This window comes from Azospira sp. MPR-E4, from assembly GCF_058809645.1.
Window position 1 is genome coordinate 12,924 of the sequence record NZ_JBXAST010000007.1, and the last position, 14,974, is coordinate 27,897.

Consider the following 14,974-nt stretch of genomic DNA (forward strand, 5'->3'; position numbering starts at 1 on the left):
CCGGCCCTACATCAGCTTTTCGGGCTGGACCGTGAGGTCCAGGGCGTCGGCACTGACCACCCGGTTGCGGCCCTGGCGCTTGGCCTGGTAGAGGGCGATGTCGGCGCCGCGCAGCAGGTCCTGGGCCCGGTCGTTGCGCTGGGGCGTGTGGGTGGCGACGCCGACGCTGATGCTGAGATGGCTGGCGGCGTGGGAGTTGGCGTGGGGAATGCCCAGCCGGCTGATTTCCTGCTGCAGGCTGCTGGCCAGCTTGCAGGCGGCGCCGTGGCTGGCGCCCGGCAGCACCACCGCAAACTCCTCGCCGCCGTAGCGGGCGACGAAATCACCGCCCCGCTGCAGGCAGCGGCGCAGGGTGTTGGCGACTACGGTGAGGCAGGTGTCGCCGGCCTGGTGGCCGTAGCAGTCGTTGTATTCCTTGAAGTAATCGATATCCAGCATGAGCACCGAAATGTTGCTGCCGTGGCGCTGGGCCCGCTGGAATTCCTCCTGGAAGCGGGCATCGAAACTGCGCCGGTTGGCAACGCCGGTGAGGCCGTCGATGTTGGAGAGGGCCTGCAGCTGCTGGGCCTGTTCCCGCAACTGCTGTTCCCGCCTCACCGCCGCGGTGACGTCCTGGATCTGGATCAGGCAGTGGATATGGCCGGATTCCCGGGCCAGGGGGGCGATGGTGATGGCCTGCTCGATGGGGTGGGCGTCGTTGTGCAGATGATCCTGCAGGGGAAAGGGCCGCCGGTTCAGGGTCTGGGACAGGATGGCCGGCAACTGCTGCTGCAGGGCGGTCTGCACGGCATGGGCGAGGCGGCTGTTGGCCAGGTGGGGGAACACCTCTTCCAGGCGGCGCCCCTGGATTTCCTGGGCGCTGACGCCGGAACGCTCCGCCAGCCAGCGGTTCCACAATTGCACCTTGCCCTCGGCGTCGATCAGGATCAGGCCTTCATTGACCGTGTGGGCCAGCTCCAGCAGGAGCGGTGCCGCCAGATGCGGATGTCCCATCAGCGTCCTCCCATGGCCTGGGCGATGTAGCTGTCCACCTCGGCCACCAGGTTGGCGATGGAATCGACGCTGAGGAGGAAGGCCACATAGCCCTGGATCTCGTGCTGTTCCAGGGTCAGGTCGATGTGCAGCAGGAGCACCGCTTCGTCGTTGCCCTGGATCTGGCCGCCCAGCACTTCGTCCGGGCTGCCCAGGTGATAGGTGGGCAGGGTGCTGTTGAGGGGGCGGCGGAAGAGGTTGGCCAGGGTGCCGACGCAGGCGTTGAGCAGGATGTTGCCGATCTCGCTCATGGCCTCCTGTTCCAGCTCGGTCAGCTCCTTCAGGGAGAGGCTGTCGCCCACCATGCGGCGGACGATTTCCAGGCCATTTTCCTCGGGGAAGATGAGGAAGCCCTGGGCGTCGAAGGCGCCGGAGAAGCGCTGGGCCACGGCGCAGATCTTGTCGCTGTGGCGGAAGCTGAACTGCTGCATGGCCTCGTGCCGCGGGATCAGCTGCAGGGTCAGCACCGACAGCTTGACCTCCTCATTGACCATGCTGGCCAGGCTGGCTGCGGCCTGGCCGACGCCGATATTGAAGGCTTCCACCAGGGCGTCGCGCTGCAGCTCGTTCAGTTCCATGTCTCGGGTTTCGCTAGGGCAGGGAAGGAACCATTATAAATGGTCAGCCGCGGCCAGCCGCGACAATGGCTTCCGGGATGCGGTTGAGGGGCAGCACGGTGCGCGCCGCCCCCAGCTTGATGGCTTCCTTGGGCATGCCGAAGACGACACAGGTGGATTCGTCCTCCGCCACCGTGTCGGCCCCTGCATCCACCATTTCCTTGAGGCCCCGGGCGCCGTCGTCGCCCATGCCGGTCATGATGATGCCCAGGGCGTTGCGCCCGGCGAACTTGGCGCAGGAGCGGAACAGCACGTCAACCGAGGGGCGGTGGCGGTTCACCAGGGGGCCGTCCACCACTTCCACGGTGTACTGGGCGCCGCTGCGGGTCAGCATCATGTGCTTGCCGCCGGGGGCGATGAGGGCCCGGCCCGGGATCACCCGGTCGCCGTGCTTGGCTTCCCGCACCTCGATCTGGCACAGGCCGTTGAGGCGCTCGGCGAACATGGCGGTGAATTTCTCCGGCATGTGCTGGACGATGACGATGCCCGGGCAGACGGCCGGCAGCTTGGTCAGTACGGCTTCCAGGGCCTGGGTGCCGCCGGTGGAAGTGCCGATGGCGATGATCTTGTCGGTGGTCTTGACCATGGAGGCTCCGCTGCCCAGGCCGCCGGCGGAGATGACCGCGTCGGCGGACAGCTTGGGGGCGATGTTGAGGCCCTTGGCCACATTGGCGATGCGCTCGGCGTGGGAGGAGGTGCCGCTGGCCGTGGAGGTGATGATCTTGCGCACATTGGCGCGGGAGGCGGCCTTGACGGCGCCGAGCAGGTCGGACGAAGCGTCTTCGAGGAACTGCTTGAGGCCCATCTTGGGCTTGGTGATGATGCCCACCGCCCCCGCCGCCAGGGCGTTCATGGAGGCTTCGGCCCCCTTCTCCGCCAGGGAGGAGCAGATCACCACCGGCGTCGGACGTTCGGCCATGATCTTCTTGAGGAAGGTGAGGCCGTCCATGCGCGGCATCTCGATGTCCAGAACGATCACGTCCGGCCATTCCCGCTTCATGTGCTCCATGGCGAAGAGGGGGTCGGAGGCGGCGCCCAGCACCTTGATGCTCGGGTCGGTTTCCAGCGTTTGCTTGACGACCTGCCGCACCACGGCGGAATCGTCCACGATCATGACTTTGATGAGGCTCATAGGCTTCCCTAGTTCTTATTGGTCCCGGCTTCGCGAAATACCAGCCAGGCGTCTCCACTCCAGATGTCGAAGACCAGCTTGCGATGGCCGGCGCCTCCGAGGTGTTCGGCAACGACGGCGATTTTTCGTTCCGCCAGAAGCCGGTGCGCAACCTCTATATTACGCTGACCTATTTGTATGCCGGCATGGTTTTCCCGGCCGGGGAACATATTGCCTCCCCCGAATATCTTGGCCCGGTAGTCCTGGGGGCGGGTGCCGGCCCGGCCGATGGCCCGGTCGAACAGGCCCATGGCCTCGGTGGCGTAGCGGCCGTCCAGCTCCTGGCCGGCCGCGGGCTGGCCCCGTTCCGGCAGGATGAAGTGGCACATGCCGCCGAGCTTCCTTTCCGGATGCCACAGGGCAATGGAAACGCAGGAACCGAGCAGGGTCCGGATGCGGGTGTGGCCGCCGGCGAAGTGGAAATCCCCCGGATTGAGGAACACCTCCTGGACGGAGTCGGCAGGCATCAGGGTTTTTCGTAGATGGTGGGCCGCAGACACTTCAGCCGGTCGGTGATGCCGTTGAGGCTTTCCGAGTGACCGACGATGAAGGTGCCGCCCGGCTTGAGGCGGGTGATGAGGTTCTCCACCACCTTGCGCTTGGTTTCCATGTCGAAATAGATCATGACGTTACGCAGGAAAATAACGTCGAAGGGCCCCAGGTCCGGCGCCGGCTTGGTCAGGTTGACCTGGAGGAAGCGCACCCGCTCCCGCAGCTCCTTGGCCACCAGCAGGGTTCCCTCCTGGGAGCGGACGCCCTTCAGACAGTATTTCTTCAGGTACTGGGGCGGGATGCCCTCGGTCCGTTCCAGCGGGTAATGGCCTGCCTGGGCCTTGGCCAGGACCACGGTGGAAATGTCCGAGCCGACCACCTGCCAGGGCCGGTTGCCCAGGTGCTCGGCCAGGACCATGGCCAGGGTGTAGGGCTCTTCACCGCTGGAGCAGGCAGCGCTCCAGATGTTGAAGGGCACGCCGGGCTTGGCCTTGTGCGGCAGGATTTCCTGGGCCAGGTAGTCGAAGTGCTTGGGTTCGCGGAAGAAGTAGGTCTCGTTGGTGGTCAGCAGATCCACCATGGTCTGCAACTCCCGGCTTTCCTGGGGCGAAGTGACCAGCTGGTAATACTGGGCGAAGGTGCTGAGGCCGTAGTGCTTGAGCCGGCGGGAAAGGCGCCCCACCAGGAGCACCTTTTTCGCGTCGGAAAGCTGAATGCCGGCGATCTGGTAGATCAGGTCCCGGAAGCGGCCGAACTCCTGATCGGAGATGCCCGAAGGGCCGTCCATCAGGCTGCGCTGGGTTCGGCTGCGGGAGTGCTGCCGCCCAGGTCCGCCAGGAAGGTCATTTCCTCCAGGGACAGGACCCGGTCCACATTGAGGATGATGACGAACTTGCCGGCCACCTTGCCCATGCCGAGGATGAAGTCGGCCCGGATCTTGGCGCCGAAGGCGGGCGGCGGTTCGATATCGGTAGCCGGGATTTCCAGCACCTCGTTCACGCAGTCCACCACCACGCCGATGTCCTGGCGGGTTTCGCTGCCTTCGGACATCTGCACCATCTCCACGATGACGATGCAGGTGCGGCGGCCGATGGCCGCCGGGGTGCCGCCGAAGCGGGCCACCAGGTCGATCACCGGCACCACGGCGCCGCGCAGGTTGATCACCCCGCGGATGAAGCCCGGCATCATGGGAATCTCGGTGAGGCTGCCGTACTCGATGATTTCCTTGATGTTGAGGATGCCCAGGGCGAAGATTTCCCCGCCCAGGGTGAAGGTCAGGTACTGGCGGGACTCATCGCCGGTCTTGGCCGGAGTCGATCCGGCCTGGGGAACGAGGTTGCCCATGGCTATGCCTCCTCAGAAGCGCTCGAAATCGTGTTCGTCAGGGGCGGCCGTGGCCACGGGGCGGACCGGCTGGCTCTTCACCGCGCTGCGGGCGGTCTGGGCCGGACGGGCGCTGTAGGCCACTGCGCTGCGGCCTTCCTCGACCCGGAAGAACTGCATCAGGCCCTGCAGCTGTTCGGCCTGGCCGCCCATTTCCTCGGCGGTCGCCGCCAGCTCCTCGGAGGCGGAGGCGTTCTGCTGGGTGGCCTGGTTCAGCTGGTTCATGGCCTGGTTGATCTGGGCGATGCCGCCGGATTGCTCGGCGGAGGCGGAGGCGATTTCCTGCACCAGGTCGGAGGTCTTGCGGATGGTGGGCACCATGTTGTCCAGCAGGCCGCCGGCCTTTTCCGCCAGCTTGACGGAGGAGTCGGCCAGTTCGCCAATCTCCTGGGCCGCCACCTGGGAGCGTTCGGCCAGCTTGCGCACTTCCGCGGCCACCACGGCGAAGCCCTTGCCGTGCTCGCCGGCCCGGGCGGCCTCGATGGCAGCGTTGAGGGCCAGCAGGTTGGTCTGGTAGGCGATGTCGTCGATGATGCCGATCTTGCCTGCGATCTGCTTCATGGCCACCACCGTGTCCTTCACCGCCGTGCCGCCTTCGTTGGCTTCGTTGGCGGCCTTGGCGGCCATGTTGTCGGTGACCTTGGCGTTCTCGGTGTTCTGGTTGATGGAGGCGGTGGATTCTTCCAGGGTGGAGGTGATTTCTTCCACGGAAGCGGCCTGCTCGCTGGAGGACTGGGAGAGGGACTGGGCCGTGGCGGACACCTGCTCGGAAGCGGAGGAGAGGTTGTCGGCAGCGCCGCGCACTTCGCCGATGATCTGGGCCAGCTTGGCCACCATGGCCTGCATGGCGGCGAGCAGCTGGCCGGTTTCATCCTTGCTGGAGGCGTCGATGCGCACGGTCAGGTCGCCTTCGGAGAGCTTGTTGGCAACGCCCACGGCCTGGTTCAGCGGGGTGGTGATGCTACGGGTGATGAAGACGCCGAGGACGATGGCCAGCAGGCCGGCAATGATGCCCACGGTGATGATCTGGTTGCGGGTGGCCACCACCAGTTCGTCGGCGGACTTGCCGGTAGCCTCCATGGACTTGGTTTCCAGCTCGATCAGCTTTTCCAGGGTCTTGATGTAGTCGTTGAAGGACTTGCGCATGTCGCCCAGCAGGAGGGCGGTGCCTTCTTCCCGGGCGCCGTCATTGGCCAGCTTGATGACCTTGACCAGGTGGTCCCGGTAGGGGCCGCGGGCGGCATTGATTTCTGCCAGGACGGCCTTTTCCTCGTCATTCATGGGCATCTTGGAGATGGCGTCGAGCTCTTCGCTCATGCGCTTGCTCATGTCGGGCAGGCGGTCGGCCTCGCGCTTGATGTCATCGGCCTTGGTCAGCAACAGCATGTTGCGCACCACGCGGGCGTTGGCATTGAGGATGTCGATGATCACGTTGGCCTTGACCACCTTGGGGAAGCGGTCCTTGACGATGACGTTGAGCTCGTCGTTGATGGCGTTGGCCTTGGTGACGGAGAGCACGGCCACCCCGGTGAGGAGCAGGACGAGGATGGCAAAGGCAATACCGAGACGGGTGCCGATACGCAAGTTGGCGATCATCTGATTCTCCTGAAATTATTAAACTTGGCTGATGCGGGGTGTATTGACGGACGACGGGGCGGCCAGGCTGCGCTCTTCCCTGCCGATGGCGATCTGGGCCAGGGCCTGGACGTCCAGGATCAGGGCCACGTCGCCGCTGCCCAGGATGGTGGAGCCGCCGATGCCGCGCAGGTGGCGGAACAGCTGGCCGAGGGGCTTGATGACGGTCTGGAATTCGCCCAGCAGGGTATCGACCACGATCCCCGCCTTCTGGCCGGCTGCCTTGACCACCACCACGTTCTCGCGCTTGGGCGGCTCGCCGGGGATTTCGAAGAGGTCCCGCAGGCGGATGAAGGGCAGCACCTCGCCCCGCAGGTTGAGATAGTTGCGCTCGCCGCTGCTGGTGGCGTGGGCCTGGAGCTCCAGGCATTCCACCACCATATCCAGGGGGATGACGTAGGAGGCCCGGTCGGCCCCCACCAGGAAGCCGTCGATGATGGCCAGGGTCAGGGGCAGGCGGATGGAGAAGCGGGTGCCATGGCCTTCCTCGGAATGTACCTCGACCCGGCCCCGCAGGCCCTGGATGTTGCGCTTGACCACGTCCATGCCGACGCCGCGGCCGGAGAGGTTGGAGACCTTGTCCACCGTGGAGAAGCCGGGTTCGAAGATGAGGTTGGCGATTTCCTGGTCGGAAAGATGGACGCCGGCCTGGACCAGGCCCTTTTCCACCGCCTTCTTGAGAATCTTGTCCCGGTTGAGGCCGCCGCCGTCGTCGGCCACGTCGATGACGATGCTGCCCGAATCGTGGTAGGCGTTGAGGGAGAGCCGGCCCCGGGGCGACTTGCCCTTGGCCTGGCGCACCTCGGCGGACTCGATGCCGTGGTCCATGGCATTGCGCACCAGGTGCATCAGGGGGTCGCCGATTTTCTCGACCACCGACTTGTCCAGTTCTGTCTCGCCGCCGGCAATGGTCAGCTCGATGTCCTTGCCCAGTTCCTTGGAAACGTCCCGCACCACCCGCTGGAAGCGGTTGAAGGTTTCGCCGATCTGCACCATGCGCAGCTGCAGGGCGGAGTCGCGGATCTGTTCCACCAGCCGGTTGAGCAGGGAGGTGGCTTCGTTGAGGTCGGACAGGCCGGCGCGGCTGGCCAGCAGGTTGGTGCTGGCCCCGGCGATCACCAACTCGCCCACCAGGTCGATGAGGCGGTCCAGCTTGTCGGCCTGGATGCGGATCAGGCGCGCTTCGGCGGCCTTCTTCTCCGACACCTGTTTCTGCTTGATGACGGCGGCTTCCACCAGCTCGGGCTGCACCACCTTCTGTTCGATGAGGATTTCACCCAGGGGCGGGGGCGGCGAGGCCTCTTCGCCGCCTTCCTCTGGCGGCACCGCATGCTGCTGCTTGAGGCCGTCGTCCAGCTCGGCCTGGGTCAGGGCGCCGATCTTCACCAGGATCTCGCCCAGGCGCATGGTGTTTTCCGGCAGGGCCTGCAGCAGGGCGATGTAGTCCGCCAGCTTGCTGTTGGGCGGCAGGATGTGCAGGGTGCATTCGTCGCGCACGAAGTCGAAGACGGCCTCGATGGCGGCCTTGTCCGCGTCGCTCTTGAACTTGATCTCGAAGCCCAGGTAGCAGGCTTCCGGGTCCATCTCCTCGGCGCTGGGCATGGCATCGGGAATGGTCTCGATGTGCACGATCTGGCCCAGGGTGGAGAGGTAGCGCAGGAAGGAAATGGGGTCCATGCCGTTGCGCAGGACGCCGGCGCCGAAGCGCAGGGAGATGTGCCAGAAATCCGTTTCCACCAGGCCGCCGCCGGAAGCCTGGACGTCGTCCACCTTCTCCACCGGGGGGCGGTTGGGCTGCACGCTGGCCGCCGGGGCCTCTTCCTTGGCGTCGAGCCAGTCGCGCTGCAGGCGGGAGAGCAGGGAATCGCCCTCGGCCCGCAGATCCTCGTCGGGTTCGGCGGCGCCGGCCTCCAGCACGGAGAGCAGGTTGCCGATGTGGTCGCAGCAGCCCAGGAGCACGGCCACCAGGTCGCTGCTGACCTTGATGTCGCCGTTGCGCAGCTTGTCCAGGGCGTTTTCCGCCACGTGGGTGAAGGCGACGATGAAGTTGCACTCGATGACGCCGGCGCCGCCCTTGATGGTGTGGGCCGGGCGGAACACGGCGTTGATCAGGTCGCTGTCTTCCGGATTGGCCTCCAGCTGCAGCAGGGCCTCCTCCATGGCGGCCAGCTGTTCCCGGCTCTCGGTGACGAATACGGTGGTCAGTTCGTCCATGATTCCTCCTCAGCCCTGTTCCCGGGCCGGGATGACCAGGGGGTCGCCGAAGAAGGCGGCCATGTTGAAGAAGTCCAGCAATTCCCGCACGGCGGGGCTGTGGGCGACGATGCGGGCGGTCTTGTTCTGCAGCGCGGCTTCCCGCTTGGTCAGCAGGAGCAGCTGGAAGCCTGCGGTATCGACCTCGCCGACGTGGGACAGGTCGATTTCCAGGTCGCGGCACTGGCCCAGGGCTTCCATGAAGGCGGCCTTCTGGGTCAGGGCGTTGTAGATGGTCAGGTCATCCAGGATGGTGACGCGATGGGTGCCGGTGCTCACGAGTCCCCCTTAGAAGAGCTCCACCTGGGGCAGGTCCGGCTCGCCGCCGGGGGCGGACTGGTGCAGGGCCTGCTTGTGGGTGGTGCGTTGCTGTTTCATCACATAGCGGCTGTACAGCTGGTCCAGGTGCTCGGACAAAGGCTGGTACTGGAAATTGGGGTTTTCCGCCTGGCGCAGGCGTTCGGACAGGGTGGCGGCGTGCTGCTGCAGTCGGGACAGGGCTTCGATGGTGGTTTCGATCTGCTGCCGGGTGACGTCCTGGAACTGCACGCTGGCCACCGCATCCATGAACATGGCCGCCAGTTCCTGGCTGCTGCTCTGGACGGTGGCGATCACCGTGCTCTGGTGCTGCATGACCTGCTCGTAGCTATGGCCCAGGGTGGTGAGCTGGGTGGCGAACTGCTGCAGGGCGGCCCGCTCCCGGTCCAGGTTGGAGTGGGAGAGCTTGTCCTGGAATTGCTGTTCGATGGTGCTGGCGACGCCGACGATGCCCTGGTTGATCTGGGTCACCGCCGCCTCGGTTTCGCTGGAGAGCTTGCGCACCTCGTCGGCCACCACGGCAAAGCCGCGGCCCGCCTCGCCGGCCCGGGCCGCCTCGATGGCGGCGTTGAGGGCCAGCAGGTTGGTCTGGCTGGCGATGCCCTTGATCAGCTTGGTCAGGGATTCCAGGGAGCGAGCCTCGGCCACCACCTGGGCCACCCGTTCCTGGTCGGCCTGGGCTTCCTGGATGCGGTTTTCGATGTAGAGGCCCATCTCGACGATGAGCTTCTGGTTGTCGGCGATGCGGCTTTCCGACTCGTTGACCATCTGGCTCGACTCGGTGGAACTGGTGCTGACGAACTCGTTGAGGTGGGTCACCACCCCGTCCACCGCCTGCAGCCGCTCCGTGATCTGGTAGGCCGCCTCTTCGGTGGCCTGGATGACGCTGTGCAGCTGGCCCTGCAGCACCTCGTTGAAGGCCGGCACGGCCGCCAGTTCTTCCGCCACCTCTTCGGCCACGGCCTGGTAGTTGGTGTTGGTGCTGGCGAAGACCTCCTGGTTGCGCGCCAGGCCGAACATCATGTCCCGGTAGAAGGCGATGGAAACCAGGCGTTGGGCCAGGTAGGCGACGACGACGATGATTACCGTGCCGATGGCGTCGCCCAGGGGCTGGGCAACGTCGAAGGAATTCAGGAAGTCGCTATGGAACCAGTCGTGCAGGAAGTAGACCATGAGGCCTGCTCCGATGGCGACGATGGCGAATACCAGGGAGGCCCGCCGTAGCAACAGTCCGAAGTCCATGGGCTTAGCGCAGTACCAGTTTGATGGTGTTGAGGAGCTGGTCGGCGGTGGCCGGCTTGACGATCCAGCCGGAGGCCCCTGCCGCCTTGGCTTCAGCCCGCTTTTCCTGCTGCGACTCGGTGGTCAGGAACAGGATGGGCATGAACTTGTAATTGGGCAGCTTGCGCACTTCGCGGATGAACTGGATGCCGTTCATGCCGGGCATGTTGAGGTCGGTGATGAGCAGGTCCACCTTCACCCCGGCCTGGAACTTCTTCATTCCCTCTTCCGCATTTCCAGCCTTTTCAACAGCATAGCCTGCCTTGGCGAGGATGTTGGAGATGGATAGCAGAATGGTTGCCGAATCGTCGACAAGGAAAATGGTTTTCATGGAGCAGCTTCCCTCAAGGCGTTTTTAGCTTCGAATAATGGGGGATAGGGGCGGCAGCGGTCAATTATTTCTGATTTATATCAGAGACAAGGCCCATCTGCCGCCCAGGGCTTGCGGATGCGCCCTGGCGGGCGATCCGGGGGGCGCCGGGCGGGGCTCAGCGGGGGCGTTTGTCGATGACCCGCTTGGCCTTGCCGACGGAACGTTCGATGCCGCCGACCTCGACGATGCGCACCTGGGTGGAAATGCCGATGTAGGACTTGATGTGGTGCTGCAGTTCGTGGGCCACGTATTCCTTCTCGGCGGCGGTGGCGATGCCGAACTCCGGCTTCATTTCCACGTTCACGGTGATGCTGTCCAGGTGGCCGTCCCGCGCCACTTCCAGCAGGTAATGGCCGGACAGCTTGGCCTGTTTGAGGATCAATTCCTCGATCTGGCTGGGGAACACATTAACGCCACGAATAATCAGCATGTCATCGGAGCGGCCGGTGATCTTGCCGATGCGGCGGAAACTGCGGGAGGTGGGCGCCAGCAGGCGGGTCAGGTCCCGGGTGCGGTAGCGCACCACCGGCAGGGCCTCCTTGGAGAGGGAGGTGAATACCAGCTCGCCCTGGCTGCCCTCGGGCAGGACTTCGCCGGTGTTGGGGTCGATGATTTCCGGGTAGAAGTGGTCTTCCCAGATCACCGGGCCGTCCTTGGACTCGATGCACTCGTTGGCGACGCCGGGGCCCATGACTTCGGAAAGACCGTAGATGTCCACCGCGTCGATGCCCAGCAGGTTCTCGATTTCCTGGCGCATGCCGTCGGTCCACGGCTCGGCGCCGTGGATGCCGATGCGCAGGGAGGTGCCCCGGGGATCCATGCCCTGGCGCTTGAACTCGTCGGCGATGTTGAGCATGTAGGAGGGCGTGCACATGATGATGCGCGGCGCGAAGTCGGCGATCAGCTGCACCTGCTTTTCCGTCTGCCCGCCGGACATGGGGATGACCGTGCAGCCCAGGGCCTCGGCCCCGTAGTGGGCGCCCAGGCCGCCGGTGAACAGGCCGTAGCCGTAGGCGACGTGGATGATGTCGCCGCGGCGGCCGCCGGCGGCGTAGATGGAGCGGGCCATGAGGTGGGCCCAGGTGTCGATGTCCTTCTGGGTGTAGCCGACCACGGTGGGCTTGCCGGTGGTGCCGCTGGAGGCGTGCACCCGCACCACCTCTTCCCGGGGCGTGGCGAACATCTTGAAGGGGTAGTTGTCCCGCAGGTCCTGCTTGGTGGTGAAGGGGAACTTGCGCAGGTCGTCCAGGCTGTGGAAGTCGTCCGGATGCACGCCCTGGGCGTCGAACTTGGCCCGGTAGTGGGGCACGTTGTCGTAGGCGTGCTTCAGGGTCCAGCGCAGACGTTCCACCTGCAGTGCGGTGATTTCGTCGCGGCTGGCATTTTCGATGGCGTCGAGGCCGATCTTTGCTGCCGTCATTTTTATATAGTCCTTGTCATGGCCCCCTCCTCCCTAACGGCTGGGGCAAGTCACGCATTTTCCGGGATTTTTCCCCCCCGCTCAATGCATTTGCCACGAAGGAGGCGGGGCGCCCCGTCGGCGGCCTGCCTTCCCTTATATACTGCGGGCGCCATGACCGCTTCCGTTCCTGCTTCTGCCGCTCCCCGCCTGGGGGAGGAAATCCGCCACATTGCCCGGCACGCCTGGCCGATCCTGGTGGCCCAGCTGGCCTCCATGGGCCTGATGCTGATCGACACGGCCCTGCTCGGCCACTACGGTGCCGCCGACCTGGCGGCGGTGGCCATCGGCGGCGGCATCTACATTGCCGTCATCATGGCCTGCGCCGGCGTGCTGCAGGCGGTGGCGCCGGTGGTGGCCCACCTGAATGGCGCCGGGCGCCACGGGGAAATCGCCGCCGCCCTGCAGCAGGCCTTCTGGGTGGCCCTGGTGCTGGCCGTGCCGGCCTGCCTGCTGATGCGCTTCCCCGACCCGCTACTGGCCATGGCCACCATGGAGCCGGCGGTGGAAGCCAAGACCCGGGCCTACCTCAACCTGCTGGCCTGGGGCCTGCCCCTGGTGCTGCTGTACCGTACCCTGTTCGCCTTCGCCAATGCCCTCGGCCATTCCCGGCCCTTCATGCTGATCAGCCTGGCGACCACCGCCCTGCACCTGCCCCTCTCCTGGTGCCTGATCCAGGGGCGCTGGGGTGGCCCGCCCTTGGGGGGGGAGGGCACCGGCTGGTCCACCCTGATCATCGTCGGGGTCGGTTTTTTCTGCGGTTTCGCTTATCTGCGGCGCTCGGCCGCCCTGGCGCCCCTGGCCCTGCTGGGTCGCTGGCACCGGCCCCAGTGGGCGCGCTTGCGGGAGCTGCTGCGCCTGGGGCTGCCTATGGGCTTTTCCAACCTGGTGGAAATCAGCGCCTTCACCCTGATCGCCCTCTTCATCGCCCGGGAAGGGGCGACCGTGGTGGCGGGGCACCGCATCGTCGCCAACCTGGCGGCCCTGCTCTACATGCTGCCCCTGGCGGTGGCCATCGCCACCCTGGCCCGGGTCGGGCGGGCTGCCGGGGCCCGGGATCAGGCCGGCATGGAGCGGGCGGTCGGTGCCGGCATGGTCCTGGCCACCGGCCTGTCGCTGCTGTTCGGGGGCTTGCTGTGGTGGGGCGCCGGGCCCCTGGTGGGAGCCGCCACGGGGGATGGCCGGGTGGCCGCGGTGGCCGTTGGCCTGGTGGGTTATCTGGCGGCCTACCAGCTGTTCGACGCGATCCAGACGGTGGCGGGCTTTTCCCTGCGGGGCTGCAAGATTACCTTCCTGCCCATGCTGATCCATACCCTCTGCTTCTGGGGTGTCGGCCTGGGGGGCGGCTGGTGGCTGGCCTACGGCAGCCCGGCCATGGGCGTGGCCGGCTACTGGGCCGCATCCACCGCCAGCCTGGTGCTGGCGGCGGTGCTGCTGGGCGGCCTGCTGTGGCGGGTGCTGGCGGCAACCCGGGAATAGGGCGCTTCGCCGGTCCTGCCTGAAAAGGCGCGTCCCGTCTCGTTGTCAGGCAAGGCGCGGCTGGCAGCGGCGTCCTGCCTGCCTTCCAGGCGATGCCGCTATTGCGGCCGCTTGTCCACCACCCGCCGGGCCTTGCCGCCGACGGCCCGTTCGATGCTGCCCACCGCCTCCACCCGCACCCGGGTGGAAATGCCGATGTAGGACTTGATGTGATGCTGCAGCTCCCGCGCCGCCTGCTCGGAGACGTGGGTGCCCGCATTGGCGAACTCGGGTTTCAGTTCCACCCGGATGTCCAGCTTGTCCAGATGGCCTTCGCGCCACACCTCCAGCTGGTAGTGGGGCGACAGTTCGGCCTGCTTGAGGATGAATTCCTCGACCTGGCTGGGGAAGACATTGACGCCGCGGATGATCAGCATGTCGTCGGAACGGCCGGTGATCTTGCCGATGCGGCGGAAGCTGCGGGCCGTGGGCGGCAGCAGGGTGGTCAGGTCCCGGGTGCGGTAGCGCACCACCGGCATGCCTTCCTTGGTCAGGGAGGTGAACACCAGTTCGCCGTGGGCGCCGTCGGGCAGGACTTCGCCGGTATTGGGGTCGATGATCTCCGGGTAGAAGTGGTCTTCCCAGATGGTGGGGCCGTCCCGGGATTCGATGCATTCGCTGGCGACGCCGGGGCCCATCACTTCCGACAGGCCGTAGAGGTCCATGGCGGCGATGCCGAAGCGGCGCTCGATCTCCGCCCGCATGCTTTCGCCCCAGGGCTCGGCGCCGAAGAGGCCGATGCGCAGGCTGGAGCCGGCCAGGTCGAAGCCCTGGTGCTCGCATTCGTCGGCCAGGTTGAGGGCGTAGGAGGGCGTCACCACCAGCACCGTGGGCTTGAAGTCGGCGATGAGCTGCACCTGGCGCTCGGTCTGGCCGCCGGAAACGGGCACCGCCGTGGCGCCCAGGCGCTCGACGCCGTAATGGACGCCGAGGCCGCCGGTGAACAGGCCGTAGCCGTGGGCCACATGGACGATGTCCTCCGGTCCGGCGCCGGCGGCGCGCAGGGCCCGGGCCATGATGTCGGCCCAGCGGTCGATGTCGCCGGCGGTGTAGCCGACCACGGTGGGCTTGCCGGTGGTGCCGCTGGAGGCGTGCACCCGCACGATGTCGCGCATGGGCACGGCGAAGAGACCGTAGGGGTAGTTGTCCCGCAGGTCCTGTTTGCCGGTGAAGGGGAACCTGGCCAGGTCCGCCAGGGTCTTCAGGTCGTCCGGATGGACGCCGTGGGCGTCGAACTTGGCCCGGGTATGGGGCACCTTCTCGTAGGCGTGGCGCAGGGTCTGTTGCAGGCGCTTGAGCTGCAGGGCGGCGATTTCGTCCCGGCTGGCGCGGGCGATGCGTTCCCCTTCCAGGGCGGCGGCGGACTCCCGGTGCATGGTTTTCTCCCCGACTTTTTGTCGTTGTAATAATGCTGTCCGGGATTCTGGGGGCGGCGCGGCGGG

General features: G+C 66.1%; 14 protein-coding genes. 1 reads left to right on the forward strand and 13 read right to left on the reverse strand.

All coding sequences use genetic code 11. The annotated features are described in order from the left end of the window. Positions 1–6 precede the first annotated feature (6 nt). The 12 genes from AC1RTA_RS03685 to paaK (AC1RTA_RS03740) form a co-directional block, all read right to left on the reverse strand. Positions 7–993, reverse strand: a complete 987-nt coding sequence (locus AC1RTA_RS03685) for a GGDEF domain-containing protein (protein WP_492783981.1) — start codon at positions 991–993, stop codon at positions 7–9. Beyond that, a complete protein-coding gene (locus AC1RTA_RS03690) occupies positions 993–1,610 on the reverse strand; it encodes a chemotaxis protein CheC (RefSeq protein WP_492783982.1) in 618 nt (205 codons plus the stop codon). Before AC1RTA_RS03690 ends, AC1RTA_RS03685 begins: the two co-directional genes overlap by 1 nt. 43 nt (positions 1,611–1,653) lie before the next feature. Continuing rightward, positions 1,654–2,781, reverse strand: a complete 1,128-nt coding sequence (locus AC1RTA_RS03695) for a protein-glutamate methylesterase/protein-glutamine glutaminase (protein ID WP_014236528.1) — start codon at positions 2,779–2,781, stop codon at positions 1,654–1,656. A gap of 8 nt (positions 2,782–2,789) precedes the next feature. Next, positions 2,790–3,287, reverse strand: a complete 498-nt coding sequence (locus AC1RTA_RS03700) for a chemotaxis protein CheD (protein WP_014236529.1) — start codon at positions 3,285–3,287, stop codon at positions 2,790–2,792. Beyond that, on the reverse strand, positions 3,287–4,099 hold the full coding sequence (locus tag AC1RTA_RS03705; RefSeq protein ID WP_014236530.1) for a CheR family methyltransferase: 813 nt from the start codon (positions 4,097–4,099) through the stop codon (positions 3,287–3,289). Before AC1RTA_RS03705 ends, AC1RTA_RS03700 begins: the two co-directional genes overlap by 1 nt. Then, positions 4,099–4,656 carry a chemotaxis protein CheW gene (locus AC1RTA_RS03710; protein WP_014236531.1) on the reverse strand — a complete coding sequence of 186 codons (558 nt, stop codon included), beginning with the start codon at positions 4,654–4,656 and terminating at the stop codon, positions 4,099–4,101. Before AC1RTA_RS03710 ends, AC1RTA_RS03705 begins: the two co-directional genes overlap by 1 nt. Positions 4,657–4,668: 12 nt before the next feature. Further along, positions 4,669–6,291: a methyl-accepting chemotaxis protein gene (locus AC1RTA_RS03715; RefSeq protein WP_014236532.1), complete on the reverse strand. Its 1,623-nt coding sequence runs from the start codon at positions 6,289–6,291 to the stop codon at positions 4,669–4,671. An 18-nt stretch (positions 6,292–6,309) separates the two neighbouring features. Beyond that, positions 6,310–8,544 carry a chemotaxis protein CheA gene (locus tag AC1RTA_RS03720; RefSeq protein WP_130460129.1) on the reverse strand — a complete coding sequence of 745 codons (2,235 nt, stop codon included), beginning with the start codon at positions 8,542–8,544 and terminating at the stop codon, positions 6,310–6,312. Between the two features lie 9 nt (positions 8,545–8,553). Continuing rightward, the gene (locus AC1RTA_RS03725) at positions 8,554–8,862 is read right to left on the reverse strand and encodes an STAS domain-containing protein (RefSeq protein WP_014236534.1); all 309 of its coding nucleotides are present in this window, start codon (positions 8,860–8,862) and stop codon (positions 8,554–8,556) included. Between the two features lie 9 nt (positions 8,863–8,871). Beyond that, positions 8,872–10,143 carry a methyl-accepting chemotaxis protein gene (locus tag AC1RTA_RS03730; RefSeq protein WP_130460128.1) on the reverse strand — a complete coding sequence of 424 codons (1,272 nt, stop codon included), beginning with the start codon at positions 10,141–10,143 and terminating at the stop codon, positions 8,872–8,874. 4 nt (positions 10,144–10,147) lie between these two features. Further along, positions 10,148–10,513: a response regulator gene (locus AC1RTA_RS03735; protein WP_014236536.1), complete on the reverse strand. Its 366-nt coding sequence runs from the start codon at positions 10,511–10,513 to the stop codon at positions 10,148–10,150. Positions 10,514–10,670: 157 nt separating this feature from the next. After that, positions 10,671–11,975: a phenylacetate--CoA ligase PaaK gene (gene paaK, locus AC1RTA_RS03740; protein ID WP_416243119.1), complete on the reverse strand. Its 1,305-nt coding sequence runs from the start codon at positions 11,973–11,975 to the stop codon at positions 10,671–10,673. A gap of 153 nt (positions 11,976–12,128) precedes the next feature. On the opposite strand from paaK (AC1RTA_RS03740), the gene AC1RTA_RS03745 reads away from it, so the two are divergent. Then, positions 12,129–13,493, forward strand: a complete 1,365-nt coding sequence (locus tag AC1RTA_RS03745) for an MATE family efflux transporter (RefSeq protein WP_492783983.1) — start codon at positions 12,129–12,131, stop codon at positions 13,491–13,493. Between the two features lie 98 nt (positions 13,494–13,591). On the opposite strand, the gene paaK (AC1RTA_RS03750) is transcribed toward AC1RTA_RS03745, so the two are convergent. Then, positions 13,592–14,908 (reverse strand): phenylacetate--CoA ligase PaaK, encoded by a 1,317-nt coding sequence (gene paaK, locus AC1RTA_RS03750; RefSeq protein ID WP_492783984.1) that lies wholly within the window; start codon positions 14,906–14,908, stop codon positions 13,592–13,594. Between the last annotated feature and the right edge of the window lie 66 nt (positions 14,909–14,974).